The organism is Pelosinus baikalensis (assembly GCF_020819555.1).
Classification (GTDB): Bacteria; Bacillota; Negativicutes; order DSM-13327; family DSM-13327; genus Pelosinus; species Pelosinus baikalensis.
Genome location: NZ_JAJHJB010000055.1, coordinates 1 through 22,132 on the forward strand (window position 1 = coordinate 1; position 22,132 = coordinate 22,132).

Annotated in this window: 19 protein-coding genes; 1 reads left to right on the top strand and 18 read right to left on the bottom strand. The window is 41.1% G+C overall.

Annotated elements, in window-relative coordinates:
* Nucleotides 1-97: 97 nt before the first annotated feature.
* From LMF89_RS22920 to LMF89_RS22970, 11 genes are all read right to left on the bottom strand, one after another.
* Nucleotides 98-511 carry a VOC family protein gene (locus tag LMF89_RS22920; RefSeq protein ID WP_229537116.1) on the bottom strand — a complete coding sequence of 138 codons (414 nt, stop codon included), beginning with the start codon at nt 509-511 and terminating at the stop codon, nt 98-100.
* 436 nt (nt 512-947) lie between these two features.
* Complete coding sequence (locus LMF89_RS22925) at nt 948-2,129, bottom strand: acetyl-CoA C-acetyltransferase (RefSeq protein WP_229537117.1); 1,182 nt, start codon at nt 2,127-2,129, stop codon at nt 948-950.
* A 78-nt stretch (nt 2,130-2,207) separates the two neighbouring features.
* A complete protein-coding gene (locus tag LMF89_RS22930) occupies nt 2,208-2,882 on the bottom strand; it encodes a 3-oxoacid CoA-transferase subunit B (protein WP_229537118.1) in 675 nt (224 codons plus the stop codon).
* Nucleotides 2,882-3,532 (bottom strand): acetate CoA-transferase subunit alpha, encoded by a 651-nt coding sequence (gene atoD, locus LMF89_RS22935; RefSeq protein ID WP_229537119.1) that lies wholly within the window; start codon nt 3,530-3,532, stop codon nt 2,882-2,884. The genes LMF89_RS22930 and atoD overlap by 1 nt, the downstream gene beginning before the upstream one ends.
* A gap of 323 nt (nt 3,533-3,855) precedes the next feature.
* Nucleotides 3,856-5,271, bottom strand: coding sequence for a sigma-54 interaction domain-containing protein (locus LMF89_RS22940; protein WP_229537120.1), 1,416 nt, complete (start codon nt 5,269-5,271; stop codon nt 3,856-3,858).
* A gap of 73 nt (nt 5,272-5,344) precedes the next feature.
* Nucleotides 5,345-7,324, bottom strand: a complete 1,980-nt coding sequence (locus LMF89_RS22945) for a methyl-accepting chemotaxis protein (RefSeq protein WP_229537121.1) — start codon at nt 7,322-7,324, stop codon at nt 5,345-5,347.
* A gap of 162 nt (nt 7,325-7,486) precedes the next feature.
* On the bottom strand, nt 7,487-7,798 hold the full coding sequence (locus LMF89_RS22950) for an AtuA-related protein (protein WP_007958583.1): 312 nt from the start codon (nt 7,796-7,798) through the stop codon (nt 7,487-7,489).
* A 1-nt stretch (nt 7,799) separates the two neighbouring features.
* Complete coding sequence (locus LMF89_RS22955) at nt 7,800-9,140, bottom strand: acyclic terpene utilization AtuA family protein (RefSeq protein ID WP_229537122.1); 1,341 nt, start codon at nt 9,138-9,140, stop codon at nt 7,800-7,802.
* A gap of 33 nt (nt 9,141-9,173) precedes the next feature.
* Entirely contained in the window at nt 9,174-10,472 is a 1,299-nt protein-coding gene (locus LMF89_RS22960) for a CitMHS family transporter (protein WP_229537123.1), read from the bottom strand.
* A 350-nt stretch (nt 10,473-10,822) separates the two neighbouring features.
* The gene (locus tag LMF89_RS22965) at nt 10,823-11,539 is read right to left on the bottom strand and encodes a L,D-transpeptidase family protein (RefSeq protein ID WP_229537124.1); all 717 of its coding nucleotides are present in this window, start codon (nt 11,537-11,539) and stop codon (nt 10,823-10,825) included.
* Between the two features lie 146 nt (nt 11,540-11,685).
* A complete protein-coding gene (locus tag LMF89_RS22970) occupies nt 11,686-12,210 on the bottom strand; it encodes an N-acetylmuramoyl-L-alanine amidase family protein (RefSeq protein ID WP_229537125.1) in 525 nt (174 codons plus the stop codon).
* A 90-nt stretch (nt 12,211-12,300) separates the two neighbouring features.
* Here LMF89_RS22970 and LMF89_RS26085 point away from each other — a divergent pair, with 90 nt between their 5' ends.
* A complete protein-coding gene (locus LMF89_RS26085; protein ID WP_304622624.1) occupies nt 12,301-12,522 on the top strand; it encodes a CBO0543 family protein in 222 nt (73 codons plus the stop codon).
* A gap of 1,033 nt (nt 12,523-13,555) precedes the next feature.
* Here the strand turns inward: LMF89_RS26085 and LMF89_RS22975 are convergent.
* The 7 genes from LMF89_RS22975 to LMF89_RS26400 form a co-directional block, all read right to left on the bottom strand.
* Complete coding sequence (locus tag LMF89_RS22975) at nt 13,556-14,596, bottom strand: protein-glutamate methylesterase/protein-glutamine glutaminase (protein WP_229537126.1); 1,041 nt, start codon at nt 14,594-14,596, stop codon at nt 13,556-13,558.
* A gap of 5 nt (nt 14,597-14,601) precedes the next feature.
* Complete coding sequence (locus LMF89_RS22980) at nt 14,602-15,417, bottom strand: CheR family methyltransferase (RefSeq protein WP_229537127.1); 816 nt, start codon at nt 15,415-15,417, stop codon at nt 14,602-14,604.
* Nucleotides 15,418-15,555: 138 nt separating this feature from the next.
* On the bottom strand, nt 15,556-17,277 hold the full coding sequence (locus tag LMF89_RS22985; RefSeq protein WP_229537128.1) for a methyl-accepting chemotaxis protein: 1,722 nt from the start codon (nt 17,275-17,277) through the stop codon (nt 15,556-15,558).
* 116 nt (nt 17,278-17,393) lie between these two features.
* The gene (locus tag LMF89_RS22990; RefSeq protein ID WP_229537129.1) at nt 17,394-17,810 is read right to left on the bottom strand and encodes a chemotaxis protein CheW; all 417 of its coding nucleotides are present in this window, start codon (nt 17,808-17,810) and stop codon (nt 17,394-17,396) included.
* A gap of 129 nt (nt 17,811-17,939) precedes the next feature.
* On the bottom strand, nt 17,940-19,943 hold the full coding sequence (locus LMF89_RS22995; RefSeq protein ID WP_229537130.1) for a chemotaxis protein CheA: 2,004 nt from the start codon (nt 19,941-19,943) through the stop codon (nt 17,940-17,942).
* A 63-nt stretch (nt 19,944-20,006) separates the two neighbouring features.
* Nucleotides 20,007-20,360, bottom strand: a complete 354-nt coding sequence (locus tag LMF89_RS23000; protein WP_229537131.1) for a response regulator — start codon at nt 20,358-20,360, stop codon at nt 20,007-20,009.
* 197 nt (nt 20,361-20,557) lie between these two features.
* A complete protein-coding gene (locus LMF89_RS26400; RefSeq protein ID WP_229537132.1) occupies nt 20,558-21,355 on the bottom strand; it encodes a reverse transcriptase domain-containing protein in 798 nt (265 codons plus the stop codon).
* Nucleotides 21,356-22,132 lie beyond the last annotated feature (777 nt).

Below are 22,132 nucleotides of genomic sequence, written 5' to 3' on the forward strand. Positions count from 1 at the left end.
CCCGTATCGGACTTTCACCGACTAGTAAGCGCCCATGCTGGGCGCACCTAAAAAAGCAGCCACTTTTCAAAAGCGGCTGCTTTTTTTTTTCAATTCTTTAATCTTTTTTAAAAGAATCATAAATCTTTTGGTATTCGGGCGTTGGGGAAATTGGTGTATAAATGTATAGATGAATACCATTTGGGTCATTCACTACAAAGCTTCTTTCACCCCAATGCTTATCCTGCATCTCTTGATATATAATGACGCCTTCTTCTTTTAGCCGCTTATATTCAGCATCTACATCATCCACCTGGAAGGAAATAATTAAACCCTTTCCATTAAAGAACTCGCCTTCTTCTCTTTGGGGTAATGTAAAGCTAATACCATTTGTCGGCAAGTCCCGTGCAATTAATTCTATGTACCAGTCACTTTCATATACTAATTGAAAGTCAAAATGCTTCATATAGAATTCCTTCGACTCTTGCAGTTTATTTGTATTAATAGTTGAATCAACACGTTTTATTTGCATAAAAAATCTCTCCTCTCACTATAGACATTCCATATTTTTATCCTTATATCAAGCCAATATACAAGTGTTATCAAAATAACCACTCTTGTATATGACACTATAGTATTTATTCACCATTATACACTAAAGTCCTTCTAAAGAATATAGCGCTCTCTCGGAAAACAACTCTATATGCAGCTGTCAACAGGCAAAGGATGAGCATAACAATTACATTAAGATTGTAGTTATCATCAATAAAAAATACTGCGCGTCCTTAAAACATATAAAGTGAACCGAACCACAGAGGCACAGAGAACACTGAGAAAAGATGAAATAGAGTTAAAAACCTCTGTGCTCTCTGCAAACTCTGTGTCCTCTGTGTTCAACGTTCCCCTAAACTTATAATTTCTATAAAAAAACGAGTGGCTGCATTGGAAATATGGCAGCCACTCGTATATTACATGTTTTCGACGATTGTTGCTACGCCTTGGCCCCCGCCAATGCATAGTGTTGCCAAGCCCACTTTCGCATCTCTTTGTTTCATGGCATATAACAGTGTCACTAAAATTCTGGCACCACTCGCACCCACTGGATGTCCAAGAGCAATAGCCCCCCCATTTACATTTACCTTGCTCTGATCAAAACCCAATTCCTTACCCACTGCTAGAAATTGAGCGGCAAAGGCTTCATTCGCCTCAATTAAATCCAAGTCTGCTACTGTCAGTCCCGCTTTAACCAGTGCCTTTTGCGTCGCAGGCACAGGTCCGATCCCCATAATACTGGGGTCAACGCCAGCAGAACCAGAAGAAACAAAACGAGCTATTGGTGTAAGACCTAGTTCCTTCGCTTTATCCAAGGACATCACAACCAATGCAGCAGCTCCATCATTCAGACCGGAAGCATTTCCTGCTGTTACAGTGCCATCTTTCTTAAAAGCAGTACGTAATGCTGCTAATTTCTCAACGGTAGTTCCTTTTTTGGGATGTTCATCGGTGGCAAAAACAATAGGGTCGCCTTTTTTCTGGGGAATCACTACAGGGACGATTTCATCTTCGAAACGACCTTTCAGAATGGCATCTAGTGCCTTTTCCTGGCTGCTGGCTGCTAACTCATCCTGCAACTGGCGAGTGATTTCATATTGCTGTGCTACATTTTCTGCAGTAATACCCATATGATAATCATTTGTGGCACACCATAGACCATCCTTAATCATGGAATCAATTAATTCACTATGCCCCATCCGATAACCGCGCCGTGCTTTTTCCAGTAAATAAGGAGCATTGCTCATGCTTTCCATACCACCGGCTACTACCACATCCCCATCGCCAGCTAAAATAGTCCGAGCTGCCAAATTCACAGCTTCTAAACCAGAACCGCATACCTTATTAAGGCTCAAGGCAGGAACCTGAATCGGCAACCCTGCTTTAAGAGCAGCTTGACGAGCAGGATTTTGCCCTAATCCAGCCTGCAGCACATTGCCCATAATGACTTCACTTACTTGTGATGGATCGATATTAGCTCTTTTAATCGCTTCCTTAATGACCAATGCTCCCAGTTCTACAGCAGAAACATTCGCAAGACTGCCATTATAAGCACCAATTGCAGTACGAACTGCGCTCACAATTACAACTTCTTTCATTTTACCAACCACCTTTTGTAATTTTTCTATATAAACCCGTATTACGATTTATTTCATAAAGGAATCCTGTTCTTATACTTATTTTTCTAATTGCTCTAAGCCCTTCATCGCCCCAACATGATCGGGAATGATAAGTTTTGCCTCTGTCTTGGCAATGACCTCTTCCACGGTTGTATAAGGTGAGATCTCCTCTAGCTGCAATCCTTCCGATGTTACTTTAATTACAGCAAGCTCTGTAACAATTAAAGATACAACCCCTTTACCTGTTAAAGGAAGGCTGCATTTTTCAAGGATTTTTGCTGCCCCATCTTTTGCTGTATGCTCCATGGCAACAATTACTTTCTTCGCTCCAGCTACTAAATCCATAGCACCGCCCATGCCTGGCACCATTTTCCCAGGGATCATCCAATTTGCCAAATTACCATTCTGATCAACCTGCAATCCACCGAGCACAGTCACATCTACATGACCACCCCGAATCAAGGCAAAAGACATGAAGCTATCAAAAGTAGCTCCTCCTGGAAAAATGCCTGCCGGTTTCCCGCCAGCGTTCACTAAATCAGGATCGACCTCACTGCCAACAGGAGCCAGTCCGACAAAACCATTTTCTGACTGCAAGGTTATGTTGATGCCTTCTGGTAAATAATTAGAAACGAGTGTAGGTAAACCAATTCCCAAATTTACTACATCCCCATCTCGCATTTCTCCAGCCACTCTACAAGCGATTAATTCTTTTGCACTGTATGTTTTCATTACGAAATCCTCCCGCAGCAGACAACTTTATCAACAAGAATCCCTGGAGTCATTACTTCATCCGGCTTAAGCTCTCCCACTTCTTCCACTTCCACAATCACCAAGTCTGCAGCTAAAGCCATAATCGGATTAAAATTCCGCGCCGACTGACGATATATCAAATTGCCAGCTTTATCAGCCTTATATGCTTTCAACAAAGCGATATCGGCTCTTAAAGGCAATTCCAAGAGATACTCTTTACCATTGACCAGCAATTTTTCTTTGCCTTCCTCCACCACTGTCCCTAACCCTGTAGGAGTCAAAATTCCTCCTAGACCAGCACCACCCGCTCGAATTCTTTCCGCAAGAGTCCCCTGGGGTACAAGCTCAACTACGGTCTCGCCAGCGATCATTTGCCTGCCAGTTTCCGGATTTGTCCCAATATGCGAGGCAATAATCTTTTTCACCTGCCGGTTTACAATTAGTGGTCCTACACCTGTATCAGGTGTAGCTGTATCACTGGTAATCAGCGTAAGATCTTTCACACCTTGCTCTACTAATATGCGGACTAAGGATGTCGGTGCTCCAACCCCCATAAATCCGCCCATCATGACTGTCTCCTTATCTTCAAAAAGGGAAACTAGTTCTTCTTGACTTATAACCTTACTCATCCCGTGCTCCTCCTTTAACTAAAAAGCAGTTCATCCCATCACTTCTTGTAGCTTAATCTAATTGCAAAAATCATGCCAACCCCTCTATACCAATAAGTAAAGGAGCCATAAGAAATGGCTCCTTCACTTATTTCTATTTTTTTATAAAGAAGACTTGATCGACAATGGAGTTTTAACTCCACCTGGATGTTAGTCGTTCTTATCCAGGGGCTAAACAAATCGCAATCGCTGCATTTCTACAGCAAATACCTCTGGCAAAAACACCTTTAGAACCTTTCTAATTATCAAGAAATTTTCTTCTGATTTTCTTAATAATTAGAAACTTATTTGTCATCAGATATCGGTTCTACTTTGATTTTATTGTAAAGGGTAGCAACAGAAATCCCCAACTCCTTGGCAATCCGTTGTTTCGCCTCTACACTCGTTCCATAATGGGCAATGGCATTTTGTATCGTTCTTCTTTCAAATTCCTGGACCATCTGGGACAAGGAATGGATCGAATTTCTTGCTTCATCATCCACTTTAAACCATTTAGGCAGATGAAGAGTCGTGATTACATTATCCTCACACATATTGACAGCGTATTCAATCACGTTACGCAGTTCCCGTACATTGCCAGACCATGAATAGTGCAATAATGCCTTTAGGATCTGCTTATCCACCTCAAAGGTCCTGCCAATCTTCTGAAAATAAAATTGGAAGAATTGATTGGCTAATAAAATAATATCCTGCCCTCTTTCTGCAAGCGGCGGCAAATGTACATTTAACACATTCAGGCGATAGTAAACATCGGCACGAAATTTGCCGTCTTGCACCATCTGATATAAATCTTTATTGGTAGCAGCCATCACCCGAATATCAACGGAAACCTCACTGGTTTCACCAACACGCCGTATAGACCGCTCCTGCAATACACGTAATAATTTTGCCTGAACTTCCAGATTCAGCTCTGCAATCTCATCTAAGAAAATCGTTCCACCACTTGCAATTTCGAATAAGCCAACCCTGCCACCTTTTTTTGCTCCCGTAAAAGCTCCTTCTTCATAACCGAACAATTCGCTTTCAATTAAAGAAGGAGCAATTGCAGCACAATTTAAAGCAACAAAAGGGCCAAATTCACAATTGCTGGCGTTGTGTATGGCTTGGGCAAAGAGCTCTTTGCCGGTGCCGCTTTTTCCTGTAATTAAGATATCGGCATTGCCTTGAGCTGCCCTTTTTGCCACCCGTACAGCTTCCTGAATGGGACTGCTGCTGCCTATGATATCATCAAATGTATACTTGGCTTTATAAATACGATCTACCAGGGTTTTTAAACGACCCGTCTTTTTGGCAAATGTCTTTATTTCTTCTGACAATCTTCGAACTTCCGTAATATCCTTTACAACTGACACGCCACCAATAATTGCTCCTTCAACAATAATCGGAGCCATATCTACAACATATTCTGTATCTCCTTCACGCCTATACACTCCAACAAGGGCCTCTCCCGTTGCAATGACTTGGGGAAGCTTAGCACCTGGACGGACCTTTTTAAGAGGCTGCCCGAGTATGTCTTTTTCTTTAATACTTGTGATACGAGTGTATTGCGCATTAACGTACCGAACAATCAGCTGATCATCCGCTACTAAAATACCATTATTAATAGAATTTAAGATTTGAATATACCATTTTTCAGCATATTCGGAAGACGCAAACACATGTTTAAGATCATTTAAGTCATCGTGGCCTTCATGAACCATACTACCCTCCTAGTAACCCTAATCTATTTCTAACCATCTATCTTGCAAAAATACTAATTACCTATAACAACCATCAGAATGTAAATTTATGTACAGCCTCTTGCAGTTCTTCTGCCATGATTGCTAAGCTCTTGCTGGAAGCAGCCAGTTCTTCTGATGCAGCTGACTGCTCCTCTATACTCGCAGAAATTTCCTGTGTTTGTACAGCTGTACGCCTACTGTCCGTATCCACATCACGCACTGTATACACAATTTTTTCACTGCTCTTTGCCATACCTTGGATTTCACATTCAATATCTCTTACTTGCGTTGCTACTTCATTTACCAAATGGGTAATTTCTCCAAATCGTTCTTTGGCATGATGAATTACAGTTGTACCCAATGCAGCCTCTTCTGTCCCTTTCTTCATTGCTGCGACTGCTTTATCAATTTCTACTTGAATTTCCTTAATTAATTCAGCAATTTGCTCTGCAGCATGATGAGACTGCTCAGCTAATTTTCGTACTTCATCAGCTACTACCGCGAAACCTCGACCTTGTTCACCAGCTCTGGCAGCCTCAATCGCAGCATTTAGAGCTAAAAGATTAGTTTGTCCCGCAAGCGTTGAAATTACACCAACAATATTGCCGATTTCCTTTGAGCGCTCTCCTAGCACTTCTACAACAAGGGCTGAATCTGCCACTGTATCTTCAATGTTCTGCATTTGCTGGATGGCCTCTTTTACAACCTTATCGCCCTCCGAGGCAGAGCTTGCAGTTTTTTCGGTAACACCTGTCATAAAGCTATTTTTCTCAACCACCTTTTGTATTCCACCATCCATAAATTCCATTGTTTTTAACATTTCACTGGTAGATGACTTTTGCCCTTCTGCTGCCGCTGCCACTTCAACAATCAGTGATGCTACCTGGCCTGAAGACTGAGCGGATTGTTCCGAATTAGCTGTCAACTCCTGGGAAGATGCCGCCAACTGTTCTGCCGTTTGCGCAATTTTTCTTAAGAGATCACGCAGATTTTTAACCATTAGCTCAAAAGCCTTTGCCAAGGTCCCAATTTCATCTTTCGAATGAATCTCTAATCCTTCCATTGTTAAATCACCTTTGGCAATACGATTCGCAAAGACACTTAATGCTTGAATCGGTTTGGCCAAGTACCCAGCGAAAAAGAAAACAATACTGATGGATATCAACAATATAATAACAAAACTAATCCCTGCAGAAAACATAAATTTTTGCAGCTTCCCCATCACCTCCGCAACAGGAACACTTACACCAATACTCCAATCCGTTCCACTAACTGGGGCGTAAGCAATGTAATTATCAATCTTTTTATCGCTATAATGGGTAATGCCGCTTTCTCCTTTCACCATCTTGCCAGCAGCATTTTTCAAACTGACATCACTCTCTTCATCTGTCAGTAAATTTGCTTTCATTATTTTTTCCGCCTCAGGATGGACAATCACCACACCATCATTTTTTATAATGAAAGCGCGCCCTGTCTCTCCTATCTTAATCTTTACCACATCACTTGCTGCATTTTCTAATGGGACCGATCCTCCTAGAATCCCCACTACTGCATTGCCTTTTTTAATAGGGGAAACCACTGTTATAATCGGCTTTCCGTCTACCCTCGATATTACAGGATCAGGGGCAAACGCTTGTCCCGTTTCCATAACCTTTTTAAAATAATCCCGTTGTGCAATATTTGCACTTGATCCGTCTGTATAAAATACATTCCCTATTTGATCTGTGAAAAAGAATCGAATATATTTTTTTTGCTCACGCTGTTCTTCCGTTTTTAAATAACTAATGATAGCTTGGCGATCTCCCTCCACCATCGTAGGAGAATTAGCCATTAAGGAAATCTCTGCAATACGTGAACAAAAAAATTCACCAACTTGGTTTCCTGTAGTTACAGCCTGCAAGGTGATATACTCCTCAGTGTCTTTTATTAGCAGTTGTTTTGTGTTCCAGTAATTAAAAGTCCATAATATACCTAATGATATTGAAATCAGTAAACCAACACCCACAAGCAATTTTGTTCTAATTGAATTCATTTTACACTCCTTAAAAAGATATTTTGTTACATTTTTCAACAATATTCTACACAAGCTAGTCGCTGATATCCTGTTTATTGTACGACAAAAGACATTTATTTTACAATAAATGTCTTTTGTCTGTTGTCATCTACATCACAACAGTTATTATTTTAATTGTCGCTACTCTTCCAGAGGGATTTCTAAATTCATTAGAGCAGAACTAAGACCTTTTCCATGAGCATCTAAAGATAAAGTGCGAGTTACTCCGCCGCCCAGTGCACTGTAAAGTACAAAATTAAGGGCACCAATGCTAGGAAGTGTATAGCGAATCACATCACCTTTAACAATTTCTGCAAAGAATTCTTTAACAATTTCTGCAGTAACATACTTTTCAAGAATGGGATATTGTGCTGGATCATGAGCAATTACCGAAATATTGGAGATATTACCTTTGTCTCCAGTTCGTGAGTGAGCAAGTTCTCTTAATTTCATCTTAGATCACCTCATAATGCAGTTTATAATTTATTAATGAACGAGGAACCAAGGCAGATACCATGGCTACCACCTGCTTAGCAGATTTGGTAGCACCACCGCCTCCTGCCGGACCATTTGTATACAGAGTCTCTACTTCATTACCAATGCAAATGGCTTCCTTCATGTTTTGCGTACGACCAGTCACTCTGGCACGAACTTCATAAGGTTCATGTTCCGATTTAGATAGGTTAGAGCCATGAAGAGAATCAATACCAATGAGATCCAATTTAAGTTCTTGATACTGAACGCCCATAAGCTTAAGTCTTTCCTCAACAATTTCTAAAGCCAGTTTTCCACGATTTACGGCTCCCGGCCCAGCATAGCTGATTTGTCCTTCGCCCATATAGCTGTCAACATAGCCAATGGAAGCTTTCAGGAATTCGGTTTTAGGCTGTCCTTTTCCTCCTGTAACTTTAATTTCATTTTCCCCAACCTCGGTAAAATGAACGCCTGTAAAATCAGCCACTACATCAGGTGTGATATAGGCTGCTGGATTGTGTATTTCATAGAGCAACTGCTCTTTGCAAGTCGCCAAAGTCACTTTACCGCCTGATCCTGGAACCTTTGTAATCACAAAGGTTCCATCTTCCTGCACCTGAGCAATAGGGAAACCTAAGCGAGCCAATCCTTGTACATCTTTATAACCTGGATCTGCAAAATATCCGCCTGTGATTTGCCCGGCACATTCCAGTAAATGGCCAATCACAGTGCCTTGGCCCATGATATCCCAGTTTTCCTCGGACCAATTAAATTCATATAGCAAAGGTGCCATGAACAGCGCCGGATCAGCAACCCGCCCAGTAATAATGACATCCGCGCCACCACGAAGTGCTTCCACAATTGGTCTTGTACCAAGATACGCATTCGCAGAAACAATATTGTCTTTTATAGTTGACAATTTTTCACCTGTTTCTAAAATCGTGTAATCTCCATCCCGTACAACGTCTACAACATCATCACCCGTCACTGCTGCAATTTTCAGCCCGCTAATACCTAATTGCTGAGCAATCTCTTTGATCTTTTGCGCCCCTGCAATGGGATTTGCAGCGCCCATATTCGTTATAATTTTGATGCCTTTTTCCTTGCAGCGGAGCAATACAGCCTCCATACGCTGCGTTAACAGTCCATCATACCCTGCATTAGGATCTTTCATTTTAGCTTGTTGAGCAATCGCAATGGTTCTTTCTGCTAAGCACTCAAATATTAAATATTGAATATTTCCCTTTTCTACTAACTCAACTGCCGGTTCGATTCGATCACCTGAATAACCAGCACCTGAGCCGATTCTAATTGTTCCCATAAGATCACACCTCTCTATTTTTTCGTAAAATCCCTAAAATGGGAAGACCCCAACAATTGCACAAGTAATCGTCATAATGATAGAAGCCAGCCAAAGATACGGAATCGAAAACTTTTGGTGTTCTCCTAATTCAATTCCCGTAAGACCGATAATTAAGAAGGTCGCAGGAGTCAACGGACTTACCGGAAAACCTACCGTCATCTGTCCCATAAGAGCGGCCTGCGCTACAGCAAGAGGCTGAACACCTAGCATCTGTCCTACTTCAGCTACTACTGGCAAAACACCAAAATAAAAGGAGTCTGGGTCAAAAATTAAACTAAGGGGCATGGATATAATTCCCATGGCAAAAGGAATATGTTGTGCTAGGGCAGGAGGAACGAAGGAAACAGCCACCTGAGCCATAGCAGTGATCATTTTTGTACCGCTCATAATTCCCACAAAGGACCCTGCAGCCAGCAAAATACTTGCCATCATTAAGGCTGCTTTGGCATGAGCATCTACACGAGCCTTTTGCTCTGTGACTTTTGGATAATTAATCATCAATGCCAATACAGTACCAATCATAAACATCGGTGCCGGATCAACGATGCCTGCAATCATTACCCCCATAACCACAAGGGCAAGAACAGCATTGATCCAAAACACTTTCGGACGTCTGAGGACTTTTTCTTCATCCTTTAATTCTCTTGTTAAAACGATGTCAGTTACTTCACCATCTTTAATACCTAGACGACGAGCTTCTCTTTTCCCTAATAAATATGCCACTGTAAACATGTAGACTAAACCAACGATTTGAGGAATAACTAAGGGTGTAAACACCTCAGTAACTGGTACCTTAAAGGCTGCAGCAGCTCGCAGAGTTGGTCCTGTCCAAGGCAGATAGTTAATCCCCGCCGCCATAGATACCATTAAACACAACAGTCTCTTATCCATTTTAAGTCTCTCATAGATAGGGAGCATGGCTGGAATCGTAATCAAAAAGCACACTGCCCCTGAACCATCAAGATGAATGAGTAAAGCCAAAAGAGCAGTGCCCATTAAAATTCTATGCGGGCTTGCACCTACGGCTTTTAAAACCCTGTTGATAATCGGATCAAATAATCCTGCATCACCCATTACACCAAAGAACAAAATTGCAAAAACAAACATAGTAGCTACTGGTGCAATATTCTGAATGCCGCTGATGATAAACTTACTAGTACCTAAGCCAAAACCGCCAAGTAATGCGGCTATAATGGGAATTACAATTAAGGCAACTAAAGGCGACATACGTTTTGTAATAATTACTGCCAGTAATATTACGATTGTTAATAAACCTAAAAGTGCTAACATCTACTTTCCTCCTTGTTTTTTAGAATAATTGAATAAAATGTATTATTTTCTCTTTATTCAAATGATAATAAATACAATTGCAAGAAGCATGCCAAATCATAAACCCCTGAGAAATGAGTATCTCAAAGGATATTGCCAAACATCTCGCCTCGCTACTTTCTGGATTTTTAGAATAATTCATTCCCATACCATTACATTCTATATCGCGCCTAGGTTAGTAGTATTTCTATTTTTTTAGAATTTCTACTAAATTTTTAGAAATTTCCCCATGGCTTACATCTTTGGATAAAAAAGTAATAGGAGCATCCCGCAGGACGCTCCTATTACTTTTATCCGCATTTTATTATAACCTAAAGACCTAGAAGTTCTAGTATTTTTCTATCAACAATACCATTTGCTTTCACCCCTTGATCATGCTGATATCGTTTGACAGCCTCTTCTGTATCCCTATTAAAAAAGCCATCGGCTCTTCCTTCCAAATAACCTAGCTTTTTCAGCTTTACTTGCAATTGAACTACATCCGTACCAGTGGCTTCATATTTCAGAGTACGCTGCATGGGGATTATCTTCCCTTCAATCCGTACGGGTGTACCTACTGGCACCCATTCAAAAAGCTCTTCAATGTCGTTATTACGCAAACGAATACAGCCATGGCTGATAAAATGACCAATGCTCCAGGGCCGATTAGTACCATGAATACCGTAACCCCCCCAAGGAACATCTAAACCTAAGAAACGTGTCCCGAAAATATCGCCTGATCGAAAAGACTTCCAAATCACTATCCATTCGCCAATAGGTGTCGGCGTATCCCTTTTACCAACAGCAATGCGATACGTTTTATATAATTTCCCATCATTATGCAATTCTAAAATGCGATCGGATATTTTTACAACAATGGTTACTTTCCCTGTAGGTGCTTTCTCTGTCTGACCTGGAATAGCAGCCAATTCTAGCTCATCTAAGTACTCAAATCCCAGCACGCCAATCAACAGGCCAAATATCATCACAGACGCAATTGCGAAATAAGCTTTTCGCCAGTTTATGATTATAGAATGCAGTTTAACCACACGATTTCCCCCTATCCACCTTCACCTTCTACTATATGTAGAAAAAGTCAGAATAGAAGTTTCAAACACGATCAAAATTATTGCTTACGCTCCTATGGTAAGCAACGATTTTGATAAACTGAAACGTCACTGAAACGCTAGTTTCTTTATGCACTGAGATAATCAGTAACCCCTCGCGCAATTGCTGCAGCAAATTCATCACGTTTCACTTCGTCAGCAAGCAGAGCTTCATCGCTTTCGTTTGTAATAAAGGCTGTTTCTACAAGAACTGCCGGACATTCTGACATGCGCAGAACATAGAAATTCCCGGTTTTCACACCACGATCCACAGTCCCCAAATGATCAATGATTTGATTTTGAATGCAAGCGGCTAATTTTTCACTCTCTCCCCCCAATGTATAGCAAAAGGTTTCTGTACCCTGTGCCTCTGCATCATAGGATCCATTACAATGTATGGATATAAACAAATCCGATCCAAATTCTTTTGATGCATCAATAATGTGACGCAATGCATTTACTTGTACTTCCAGCACATCATAGGATACCGCACGAAGAAAATTCGCGACCTTTGCCATAATATCAAGATTGATATCTGCTTCTTGCAATCCTCTACGACCAACTGCACCACTATCATGACCTGGATAGTGCCCACCATTAATGGTTATTTTCATTTAAAAGACACCCCTTCATCATTTTTCCTCTTCTTTTAACACTCCAATGTATATATTATGCAGCAAAATACCGTCTGACCGATTGCAGCCATGTTCTGGGTCAGATATTCTCCCATGTCTAGAATTAAATGGGCATTCTTATGGACAACACTCTTGGTAATTCCTGAATATTTTTTAGAGCACTATACAGATACAATCGAATATCACAGCGGCTATAAATGGTATCATTCTTATCTATTATGGCTTATCAGCTGGTTTATTTGGTATCAATTTCATAAGTGGTTTTATAAGGATTACGCTAAGAAGTACTAAACCCCCTTACCAATAGGGATGATGACACTCTATACCATCCTCAAAACATTTTATCAATGATCTTATAGAAAAATTCCTATTATTATCAAACTAGTACAAAAAATAGTTAAAAAATCCGTCTCACTCAAATACGGCAAGACGGTCAATTATGATTTTTTATTTATCTCTAGCGGCGTAAAATGCATTTTTGTCAACGCCCGCAATCATTCACTTAATAATTTATTAACTCAATACAAATATAACAAAAACCCTACAATCACAATAAACTGAAATAGATTCGTTACCCAATGCCCAAACATCACCATAATACCATCTCCTTAATAAAAAAAATTGCGGAGATCTATATAAACGATCAGTATAGTCATGGATTTTTTTATTACTTTTAGGACTGGGATTAGGTTTCGGCTTTGCCTGTTTTCCTCGCCGTTCTTGTTTTCCCAGACAGTTTTGCTGGCCCTGGCAAGGCTGCTGGCCACGCTAATCCCCTGTCAATCTTTCTCTTTCCCTTAACTGTATATAATCCTTCTGAATCGGACATACTACTTTATGACGACCTCTCATGTCGTTCAACAACTTCTCTCCCATCTAAGCTCTCCTTTGGGAGAGCTCTTTTTTATTTATTCTTCTAAATTTCCATAAACATGCATATATTTATAGGGGGTAGAGTGATCACCTCTACCCCAAACAGAATATAGGAGGCGACTATTATGCGTTTTGAGACGAAACATCTTAGATTAACCGTCTCAGACTGGGTTCTCCTAGTATTATTACGCATTATTGTTGAGTTTCTCCACTAAACCCCCTAACATTTCAAACTGAGCGCCCTTGCTTCAGCGAGGACGCTCAATGCTTTATTTTACGCTTATTAGGCTTAGTTTAGAACTTTTATTTTTTCGATCAAGAAAGTACTTTGCTTTTGGTATCTAGTGAAATTTGAACGCCAACCAATAGCTTTGCACTTAATTTAATACAAACTCCTGCAAGCTGATTTGCTTTGCAGGAGTTTGGTCATTTCCTTGCTGTTTTAAAACAATTACTGCCGACTGTCCACTAATGCATATATTTTGCGTGACATAAGGTTAAGAGGAACTTGTGTTTGAACAGCTCCAATAGTAAAAGCAGCCTTTGGCATACCATAAACAACTGAAGATCCTTCATCCTGCCCCAAGGTTCTTCCTTGGGCTTTACGAATGGCCAGTAAACCGCTAGCACCATCATTGCCCATTCCAGTTAAAACCACACCGATAGCCTTGCTGCCAGCATGCTCAGCTACGGAATGGAAAAGAACATCTACCGCGGGACAATGACCATTAACTTTCTCACCCTTAACACATTCTACCATATAGTTATTATGGATGGGTTTAATCCTCATATGATAATCACCAGGGGCGATTAAAACCAGGCCCGGCAAAATCATGTCTCCGTTCTTGGCTTCTCTCACTTCAACAGCATATAAGCTATTAAGCCGTGCAGCATACATAGCAGTAAAGATAGGAGGCATATTCTGAACGATAACTGTACCCGGCATATTGGCAGGAAAATCCTTGATTACGGTTGCGATTGCCTCAGTCCCACCTGTTGAGGCACCAATAGCAATCATACCGTTTTGTTTCACTAATCCAATCCTTGGGTTGACGGATACCCTACTAACATTCTTTTTCGAAACCGCGACCTTAGCTGTGGATGCAATCTTTATTTTAACAATTAGTTCACTGATAAAGGCCTCTACGCCCCGAGCACCTAGGATATCTGGTTTGGTAACAAAATCAACAGCCCCAGCATTCAAAGCGTCGAAGACGCTTCCACTGACAGCACTTACCACCACAACGGGTATGGGATATTGAGGAATAAGTTTTTTTAGAAACTCTATCCCGCTCATCCGCGGCATCTCCACATCGAGAGTCATGACATCCGGTTCCAACTCTAAAATTTTGTCCCTGGCCATATAAGGGTCGGATGCCGTTGCCACCACCTCAATAATAGAATCCCGTGCAATTTGCCTTACCAAAGTTTCGCGAAAAACAATAGAATCATCAACTACTAATACCCTAATCTTCCGTTTATTACTATTCATAATCCCTATACCTTTCTGTAAATAGCGGGTGCCACAAACTGATAGTTACTTTCGTGGCGGTTAATCGATTCAGAATGCCCAATGAATAAATAACCACCTGGCTCCATGTGATCATAAAATCGATTAATCAACTTTACCTTGGTCTCGGCATCGAAGTAGATCATTACATTTCGACAGAAAATAAGATGAAACTTTTTTTTGAAAGGAAACATTTCGTTCATAAGATTAAATCGTCGAAATATAACTTCCTGCCGAATTGAATCCTTTACTATGCTAGACTCAGCGTCTATCTTAGTAAAGTATTGCTCTCGCCAGCGTTCAGGCAGCTTTTCTAACTGCGTACTAGCATATACTGCTTTTTGTGCTTGTTCCAGCACGACTGTAGAAATATCTGTAGCTAAAATTTTGGTATCCCACCCATACTTTTTAACGCCAAAATAAGAGTTGATCAGTATTGCCAAAGTATAAGGTTCTTCCCCTGTAGAGCAACCCGCACTCCATACCCGCAAATCTTTTTTCCTAGCTTCATTTGCGGCGTAATAGGGCAGGATCACTCGCTCCAAGAATTCAAAATGCTGGGGTTCCCGCAAAAAATACGTGTGATTGGTCGTAAGTTTATTGACTAGAATGACTCCAGATTTACCCGTATGGTCACTTTTTACATGAGAAAAATACTCCGAGAAACTCTGAAAGCCACTTTGAACGATATAATTATTCAAGCGCCCACACACCAGAGTTTTCTTATGCAATAAGTTGATTCCATAGGTTTGCTTGACGAACCCCACAAGCTCAGTAAACTCCCGTTCCGTTATATCTTTCATGGTCTCCTGCCCTTTCTAGTATACCCCGTAATTAATACTTGCCGAATTCTTTGTCGTTAAGAAGGATTTTTGTTTTTGAATTTGAGAGGGCTTCTGCTTTGTTTTTTGTAGATCATGTCCTCAATATGTATAATAGCACTAATATTTACCAAACTCGCTATCATCAAGAACGATTTTTCCCTTTGGCGTCGATACCCGTTGACGATTCTCCTCTGCACCTATTTGTTTATGCTGCTTTTTTTCCATCATCATTTCAATTGCCCCCATCATTTCAGGGCTTAATACTTCTCCCTTTTGAAAGCTACTAGTACTTTGCTTAAGCTTGAATTTGGCAACATTTTCTTTCATTACTTCGGACTGTCCGGACAATTCCTCGCTGGCAGCAGCACTTTCCTCCGCCGTTGCCGAATTGGTTTGCACAACCTGTGACACCTGAGTAATCGCCTGGTTAATTTGCGAAATAGCTGTAGCCTGTTCGTTGCAAGCCGTAGCTATATCACCAACCAGCGCTGCCGCTTGAGCTACACCGTCTACTATACTATTTAACGCTTTAGAAGTATCTGTGGCGATTTGCGTGCCAACATCTACTTTTTTGATGGCTCCCTCAATCATTGCCGTTGTTTCCTTGGCTGCATTGGCACTTCTAGCGGCCAAATTTCGGACTTCTTCCGCTACCACAGCAAACCCTTTGCCATGCTGCCCCGCCCTAGCTGCTTCCACCGCGGCATTAAGAGCCAGAATATTTGTTTGGAAAGCGATTTCATCAATAACTTTGATGATCTTAGATATGTTAGTTGATGACTCGTTAATCTCAGTCATGGCTGTAACCATCGCCTGCATTTGCGTATTGCCTTCCGTAGCTTGTTGTTGAGAGGATACAGCCAGTTCGTTAGCGTGATTGGCATTCACTGCATTCTGCTTGGTCTGAACGGCTACTTGCGTCATTGAGGCCGTAATCTCCTCAATGGAACTAGCCTGCTCAGTAGAACCCTGAGATAAAATCTCTCCAGACGCAGCAATTTGCTGGGCCCCTAAAGCCACCTGCTCTGCTGCTTGGTTAATGCTGCTCATGGTTCGATTGATATTATCGGCCATTTTATTAAATGCCTGAGCTAGCTCCCCGGTCTCATCCCCAGTTTTAACAGTAACTGCAACGTTCAAATCACCACCAGCAATTCGGCCTGCAACAGTAACCATTTCTTTAATCGGCCGGGAAATCAGCCGTGCTATATAAACACCGAGTACTATAGCTATCCCCACGCCCGTGATAACCATTGTTATCATAATAATAATGGCTTTACTTGCGTCAGCCTTGTTATTTGCCGCTTTCTGTTTGGCTAACTCTATTTTTAGTGCACTTAACTGATCGAGAGTACCACCAATGGTATTTGCTAACTGAATGCCCTCTGTTTGCATTAATTGATTGACCTGGTCCGCCTGACCTGCTTGGAACATGGGAAACAAATTTTTAGAATAGGACTCATATTGCCCAAGAGCATCATCGAGGTTCTTAAGTAACTTACGGCCTTCCTCGGTTCCTATTGTTTTTGCAATCTCGCCGCTTGCTGCCTTCATTTGGGTTATGGAGTCGTTAAACTGTTTCATTTTTTCATTTTGGACTCTTGGATCTTTACTGACAAGCGCATCTCTAAAATTTACCCGGCCCTTTTGGTAAACTTCACTAAGATCTCCCATTTGCCCCATAGGCACAGTATAATTTTCGTACAAATCCGTATCTTCCTGAGCTAAGTTAGACAGATTGAATATAGCCACCATACCCACCATACCTGCAATCACCGCCACACCCAGAAACGCAATAATAAGCTTGTTAGCAATTTTTAAATCTTGAAACCAATTCATATCATCCCCGCCTTTTTACCGCTAATTAGATTGTCCAGAACTAAGTTCCTCTAAACTATTCATTTCCTCATCATTCAACAGCCTATCACAATCAAGGATTAACTTTACAACATTGTCTACTTTACCGATCCCTTTAAGAACCTTTGATAATGACTGCCATTCTTGAACTGAGGCGGTAAAACGATGTCCTGACTTTGGATTGTCAGCACTTCTGCCACAGTATCCACAATGAATCCTACAGCAACTTCCTTTATCTCTACTACAACAATGCAGGTTCGATCATTGTACTCTTGAGACGATTTCTTAAACCGTAATCTAACATCGATCACAGGAATGATTTTGCCCCGAAGATTAATAATGCCTTTTACATAATCAGGGAGGTCAGGTATTTGAGTTATCGATTGCATGCCAATAATCTCGGTAACAAACTTAATTTCGATGCCATAGACTTCATCCCCCAAAAAAAATGTTAGAAACTTATCTTTCTGGGTATCTTCTTCAAGTTCTACCTCATTTTCAATAACTTCAGACATGATAGATCTCCTTTCTTGTATAATCTAATACTTACCAAATTCACTGTCATCAAGGAGTATTTTCCCTTTTGAGACCAATGTCCGTTTTTTCTCGTCACTGCTATATTGCTGATAGTTCTTTATCTTTCCTCAGTAAGCTAGCCCAGCCACATCTAATATTAAGCTAACACTGCCATCCCCCAGCATCGTACAACCCGCTATCCCTCTTATCTTTTTGATATAACTAGGTAAAGCCTTCACTACAACCTGCTGCTGGCCTAGCAAGGAATCAGCAAATAAGCAGAGACTTCTGCCATCCACCTCAACCATAACCATGATTCCTTCCCGCAAATCCGTCGTGGTCTGTTGTACATTGAACCGATCGTGCAGACGCAGAACAGGGTAACACTGCCCCCGGATCATAACCATTTCATTTTTTTCAGCATCTGTAATCAAATTTTGGTCTTGCAGCCGAAAAGACTCTTTAATCGCTATAATGGGTATTGTGTAGATTGAATTTCCAACTTTAACCTTCATGCCGTCAATGATAGCTAAAGTTAACGGGATACGGATTGACATTGTTGTCCCTTCGCCCTGTACACTATCCACACTAATAGTTCCGCCAACCTTTTCGATATTCTGAGACACCACATCCATACCAACGCCCCTACCGGAAAACTCTGTAACTTCGTCCTTAGTGGAAAATCCAGGTTGGAGAATAAAAGAATAGACCTGTTTGTCGGTTAACAAGCTGTCTGCCTGTTGTATAAGACCCCGCTCCAATGCTTTTTTCAAAATTTTTTCTCTATGTAAGCCCCCGCCGTCATCTTTTATAATAATCCAAACATCGCCACCAGCACTTTTAGCCTCCAGGCGAATCTTGCCTACTGCTGCTTTTCTTTGAGCGATTCGCTCTTCAGCAGGCTCAATGCCATGATCCACAGCGTTGCGAATTAAGTGCATCAAAGGATCAGAAATATGTTCAATGATATTTTTGTCTACTTCCGTGTGTTCTCCTACGATTTGGAGCTCCGCCTGCTTATCAAGCTGTCGCACCATATCTCTTACAATGCGATTCATCTTGTGAAAAGTTGCTGATAAGGGAACCATACGAATTGACATAACTGTATCTTGAAGTTCACCTGTAATTTTTCTTAATTGTCGGACCGACTTATAGAACTTATCTAGAGTCACGCCTTGTAGTTCTGGATTTTGAGTTACCATAGCCTCAGCAATAACAAGTTCCCCAACTAGATCCATGAGCATATCCATTTTCGCTACATTTACACTAATAAAACTATGCTTGCTTTCTCCTCGTTGGGATATTTCCTGTAAACTTGGCGGCTTAGAATCATCTGAAACAGCAGAATTAGCAATCGACTCCTCCAAATTGATGGTTTTCTTTAGCTGAAAGTTTTTCAAGAACATTGTTTTGGCAAAAAATTCCTCCAGCCTTGCTGACGGATTTACGGTAGCGAACACCACCTTGAAACCAGCTTCTCTAATCATCTCCAATGTGCTGTCATTTTCTAAGATATCTTTGGGAAAAAACGCAATGTCTTCAGCAAGTTCCTCTAGTTCGTGAACCAGCGTAAAAGCCCTTATATTTTCCATCCCACAATCTTCATCAAAAAAGATGACAGCTTCCCATTTCGTTTGCCCTTCACTCACAGGTTTTTCATCTATATCATGCTGGAGTTCTTCATGCTCTAGCGACTTTAAGGAAATATCCTTCAAAGCTGGATCAATCACTTGTAGAGTCAATAAAAAAGCTCCACTTTTTTTTTTAATCTCCGAGCAATCACCTGTAGGACTTCCTCCATTCTCCACCTTTCTAACTTCATCCTTGATAAAATCGACAGCCTGCAAAACCAAATCAGTTAGTTCTGAATAATCCACCAGTAAAGGCTTGTTTTCCCGAAGATAATAAAAAACATCTTCTATGGAGTGGGCCAAATATGAAATATCGTTAAACAACATCATCGCTGCAGACCCCTTAATGGTATGCATAATTCTAAACACTTCATTGATGGATGCTTTTAAACCGCCAGATTTTTCTCCATCTAAAATAAGTCTCTCAAGTTGCTCAAGCATCTGATTGGTTTCGAAAACAAAAAGATCGCTCATCGGGACTCTGCTATCATCATTGTCCATTTAAATCACCCTCACATAAGTACTACCATCTGCGGCAATGCATCGTTTCTACACATATTTCTGTTATTTGAAGGCACTCAGCCCACGAAGGACTTGTTCTTGAACAAATGGTTTTACGATAAATCCGTTAGCACCAGATAATATTGTTTCTTTTACTGTAGATTCATTACCTAACGCTGTTATCATAACGACTTTTGCACTGGGATCAATTTTTTTTATTGCCTTCAAGGCCGTTAAACCATCCATTTGCGGCATTGTTATATCCATTGTAACCAAGTCAGGTTGAAGCTCTTTATATTTCAGGATTCCTTCTAGACCATTTCCGGCTTCGCCTACTACCTCATAACCATTTTGTTCCAAAATCATTTTAAGTGTTCTCCGAATAAAAAGGGCATCATCAACAATAAGTACTCTCATCTTCTCATCCTTTCATCGCTAAGTATTTACTTGCAATCCTGTTTTGATCTGATCTAATGACTATCATTTTAAAGTGCATCATATTACCCATCTAAAATAGAGTAAAGAGCAGAAAATAATCCTGCCCCTCCTCATCAAACCGTACGTGAGGTTTTCCCTCATACGGCTTTCCGACATTCTTCTTCCTTCAGCATTCGTTATCCAGCAAGTTTTAATAAACCAAGTTTGCTAGACAACTGTCGGACATCTTTGATGCCAGAGAGTTGTCTTCTCTTTTGCCGTTTCTTGTTCCACCATATTGTAAACCGCAGTAATATGTACCAATCTATTTTATTGAGCCATTTACTTGCTGTTTTTACGCCATAGTAGTTACGCCAGCCTCGAATCTTAGGATTTAATCTTTCAATTAAGGTTTTCGCGTCCAGCACCAACGTTGTTCTGCTGGCAAGCACCGCCTTAACTGCCTCCCGCATTTTATTCATGGCTTTTTTGCTCGGTAACTGGTGTGTTCGGGTATATTTTTGACCTTTTCCAGTTTCGGCAACTATTCTCCGATGGTGCATTCCAAGAAAGTCAAAGCCTTCTTTTCCGTCCCACATGGATACCAGTTTTGTTTTCTCCGGATGAAGCGTCAATTCTAACCTTTCCATAATCGCACTAACCAGCTTTAGAGCATGTTCGGCATCTTTCTTAGTTCTACAGATGACCACAAGGTCATCTGCGTATCTCACGAGCTTTCCTAGATGACTTCCATGTTTTTCCCACATGGTATCAAGGTAGTGAAGGTAAATGTTAGCTAACAGAGGAGAAATTACTCCACCCTGAGGGCCATTGGTTTTTACTCGTTTCCATGCCTCTTTTAATATATCCTCGCGATATATCTTGTCGTAAAAAGCATGAAATTTTCTCTTGCTGTTTATCTTGGCTGCAAGGTATAGCTTTCTTTGGAGTTGTCGAACTTTTTCTTTGGTGTTATTAGCCTTTTGGGCATTCACTCACTCTTACCTCCTTTAAAAGCCTGAATGAAGCAGGGTTCCTTCCCTCACTATGGTTTTGTTGTCCATAGGGTTATTGGTAGTATGAACCCCTCTGACTCCCTTCCTGCAGAATAGCAATTTCACCATTTAGCTTATATGCTTTCTTCTTACGGGTTCCCGTGCAGGGGAGGGTCTCTCCAGTTCCGAACTGTACTTTCGATACATGCCATCTCCTCTACACCGGAGGGTTCTTCGACGCAGCTTTCCAAGTTCTTCACGTCTTCCATGGCCTTCGCCCATATGCCCAAAGCTCGGCTCCCTCTTTGCTCCTCGTTTACCGAGGCCCTTTTTAACGATGCGGCAAAGTTCACTTGATGTTACAGCCTGTATCTTCGCTCGCCCTGTTGTTTAGACAGGTACTTTATCCTCTCGCTTAGCACCTCGCATTTCGGCGACGCACCGAGATTAGCTAACCAGCCTCTTGGTAGTTACTGGTATGGGACTTTCACCCATAAGCACAGTCCAGCTTCGCTGGACGCGCAACACAAAAAAGCCGCCAAACTCATGAGAGCAAGGCGGCATTTTTGTGGATAACTTTTGTTATATTGCGGTACCATCCCAGGGACGTTTTAAATCGGCAAGCTTGCCGATTATTATGAAATAAAAGTAGCCGCCTCACTCGAAAGCAAGACGGCTAGCAAACTTTAATCGACACTTGCAACGAACATATAGGTTTGACCTTCCGTTAAATTGTTAAAGACCTGAGACGCTTGACCGGACAAAACAATTGTTTCT

Coding starts and splice junctions, on each gene's coding strand:
- LMF89_RS22920 (WP_229537116.1), bottom strand. CDS start 511: ATGCAAATAAAACGTGTTGATTCAACTATTAATACAAATAAACTGCAA.
- LMF89_RS22925 (WP_229537117.1), bottom strand. CDS start 2,129: ATGAAAGAAGTTGTAATTGTGAGCGCAGTTCGTACTGCAATTGGTGCT.
- LMF89_RS22930 (WP_229537118.1), bottom strand. CDS start 2,882: ATGAAAACATACAGTGCAAAAGAATTAATCGCTTGTAGAGTGGCTGGA.
- atoD (WP_229537119.1), bottom strand. CDS start 3,532: ATGAGTAAGGTTATAAGTCAAGAAGAACTAGTTTCCCTTTTTGAAGAT.
- LMF89_RS22940 (WP_229537120.1), bottom strand. CDS start 5,271: ATGGTTCATGAAGGCCACGATGACTTAAATGATCTTAAACATGTGTTT.
- LMF89_RS22945 (WP_229537121.1), bottom strand. CDS start 7,324: ATGAATTCAATTAGAACAAAATTGCTTGTGGGTGTTGGTTTACTGATT.
- LMF89_RS22950 (WP_007958583.1), bottom strand. CDS start 7,798: ATGAAATTAAGAGAACTTGCTCACTCACGAACTGGAGACAAAGGTAAT.
- LMF89_RS22955 (WP_229537122.1), bottom strand. CDS start 9,140: ATGGGAACAATTAGAATCGGCTCAGGTGCTGGTTATTCAGGTGATCGA.
- LMF89_RS22960 (WP_229537123.1), bottom strand. CDS start 10,472: ATGTTAGCACTTTTAGGTTTATTAACAATCGTAATATTACTGGCAGTA.
- LMF89_RS22970 (WP_229537125.1), bottom strand. CDS start 12,210: ATGAAAATAACCATTAATGGTGGGCACTATCCAGGTCATGATAGTGGT.
- LMF89_RS26085 (WP_304622624.1), top strand. CDS start 12,301: ATGTTCTGGGTCAGATATTCTCCCATGTCTAGAATTAAATGGGCATTC.
- LMF89_RS22975 (WP_229537126.1), bottom strand. CDS start 14,596: ATGAATAGTAATAAACGGAAGATTAGGGTATTAGTAGTTGATGATTCT.
- LMF89_RS22980 (WP_229537127.1), bottom strand. CDS start 15,417: ATGAAAGATATAACGGAACGGGAGTTTACTGAGCTTGTGGGGTTCGTC.
- LMF89_RS22985 (WP_229537128.1), bottom strand. CDS start 17,277: ATGAATTGGTTTCAAGATTTAAAAATTGCTAACAAGCTTATTATTGCG.
- LMF89_RS22990 (WP_229537129.1), bottom strand. CDS start 17,810: ATGTCTGAAGTTATTGAAAATGAGGTAGAACTTGAAGAAGATACCCAG.
- LMF89_RS22995 (WP_229537130.1), bottom strand. CDS start 19,943: ATGGACAATGATGATAGCAGAGTCCCGATGAGCGATCTTTTTGTTTTC.
- LMF89_RS23000 (WP_229537131.1), bottom strand. CDS start 20,360: ATGAGAGTACTTATTGTTGATGATGCCCTTTTTATTCGGAGAACACTT.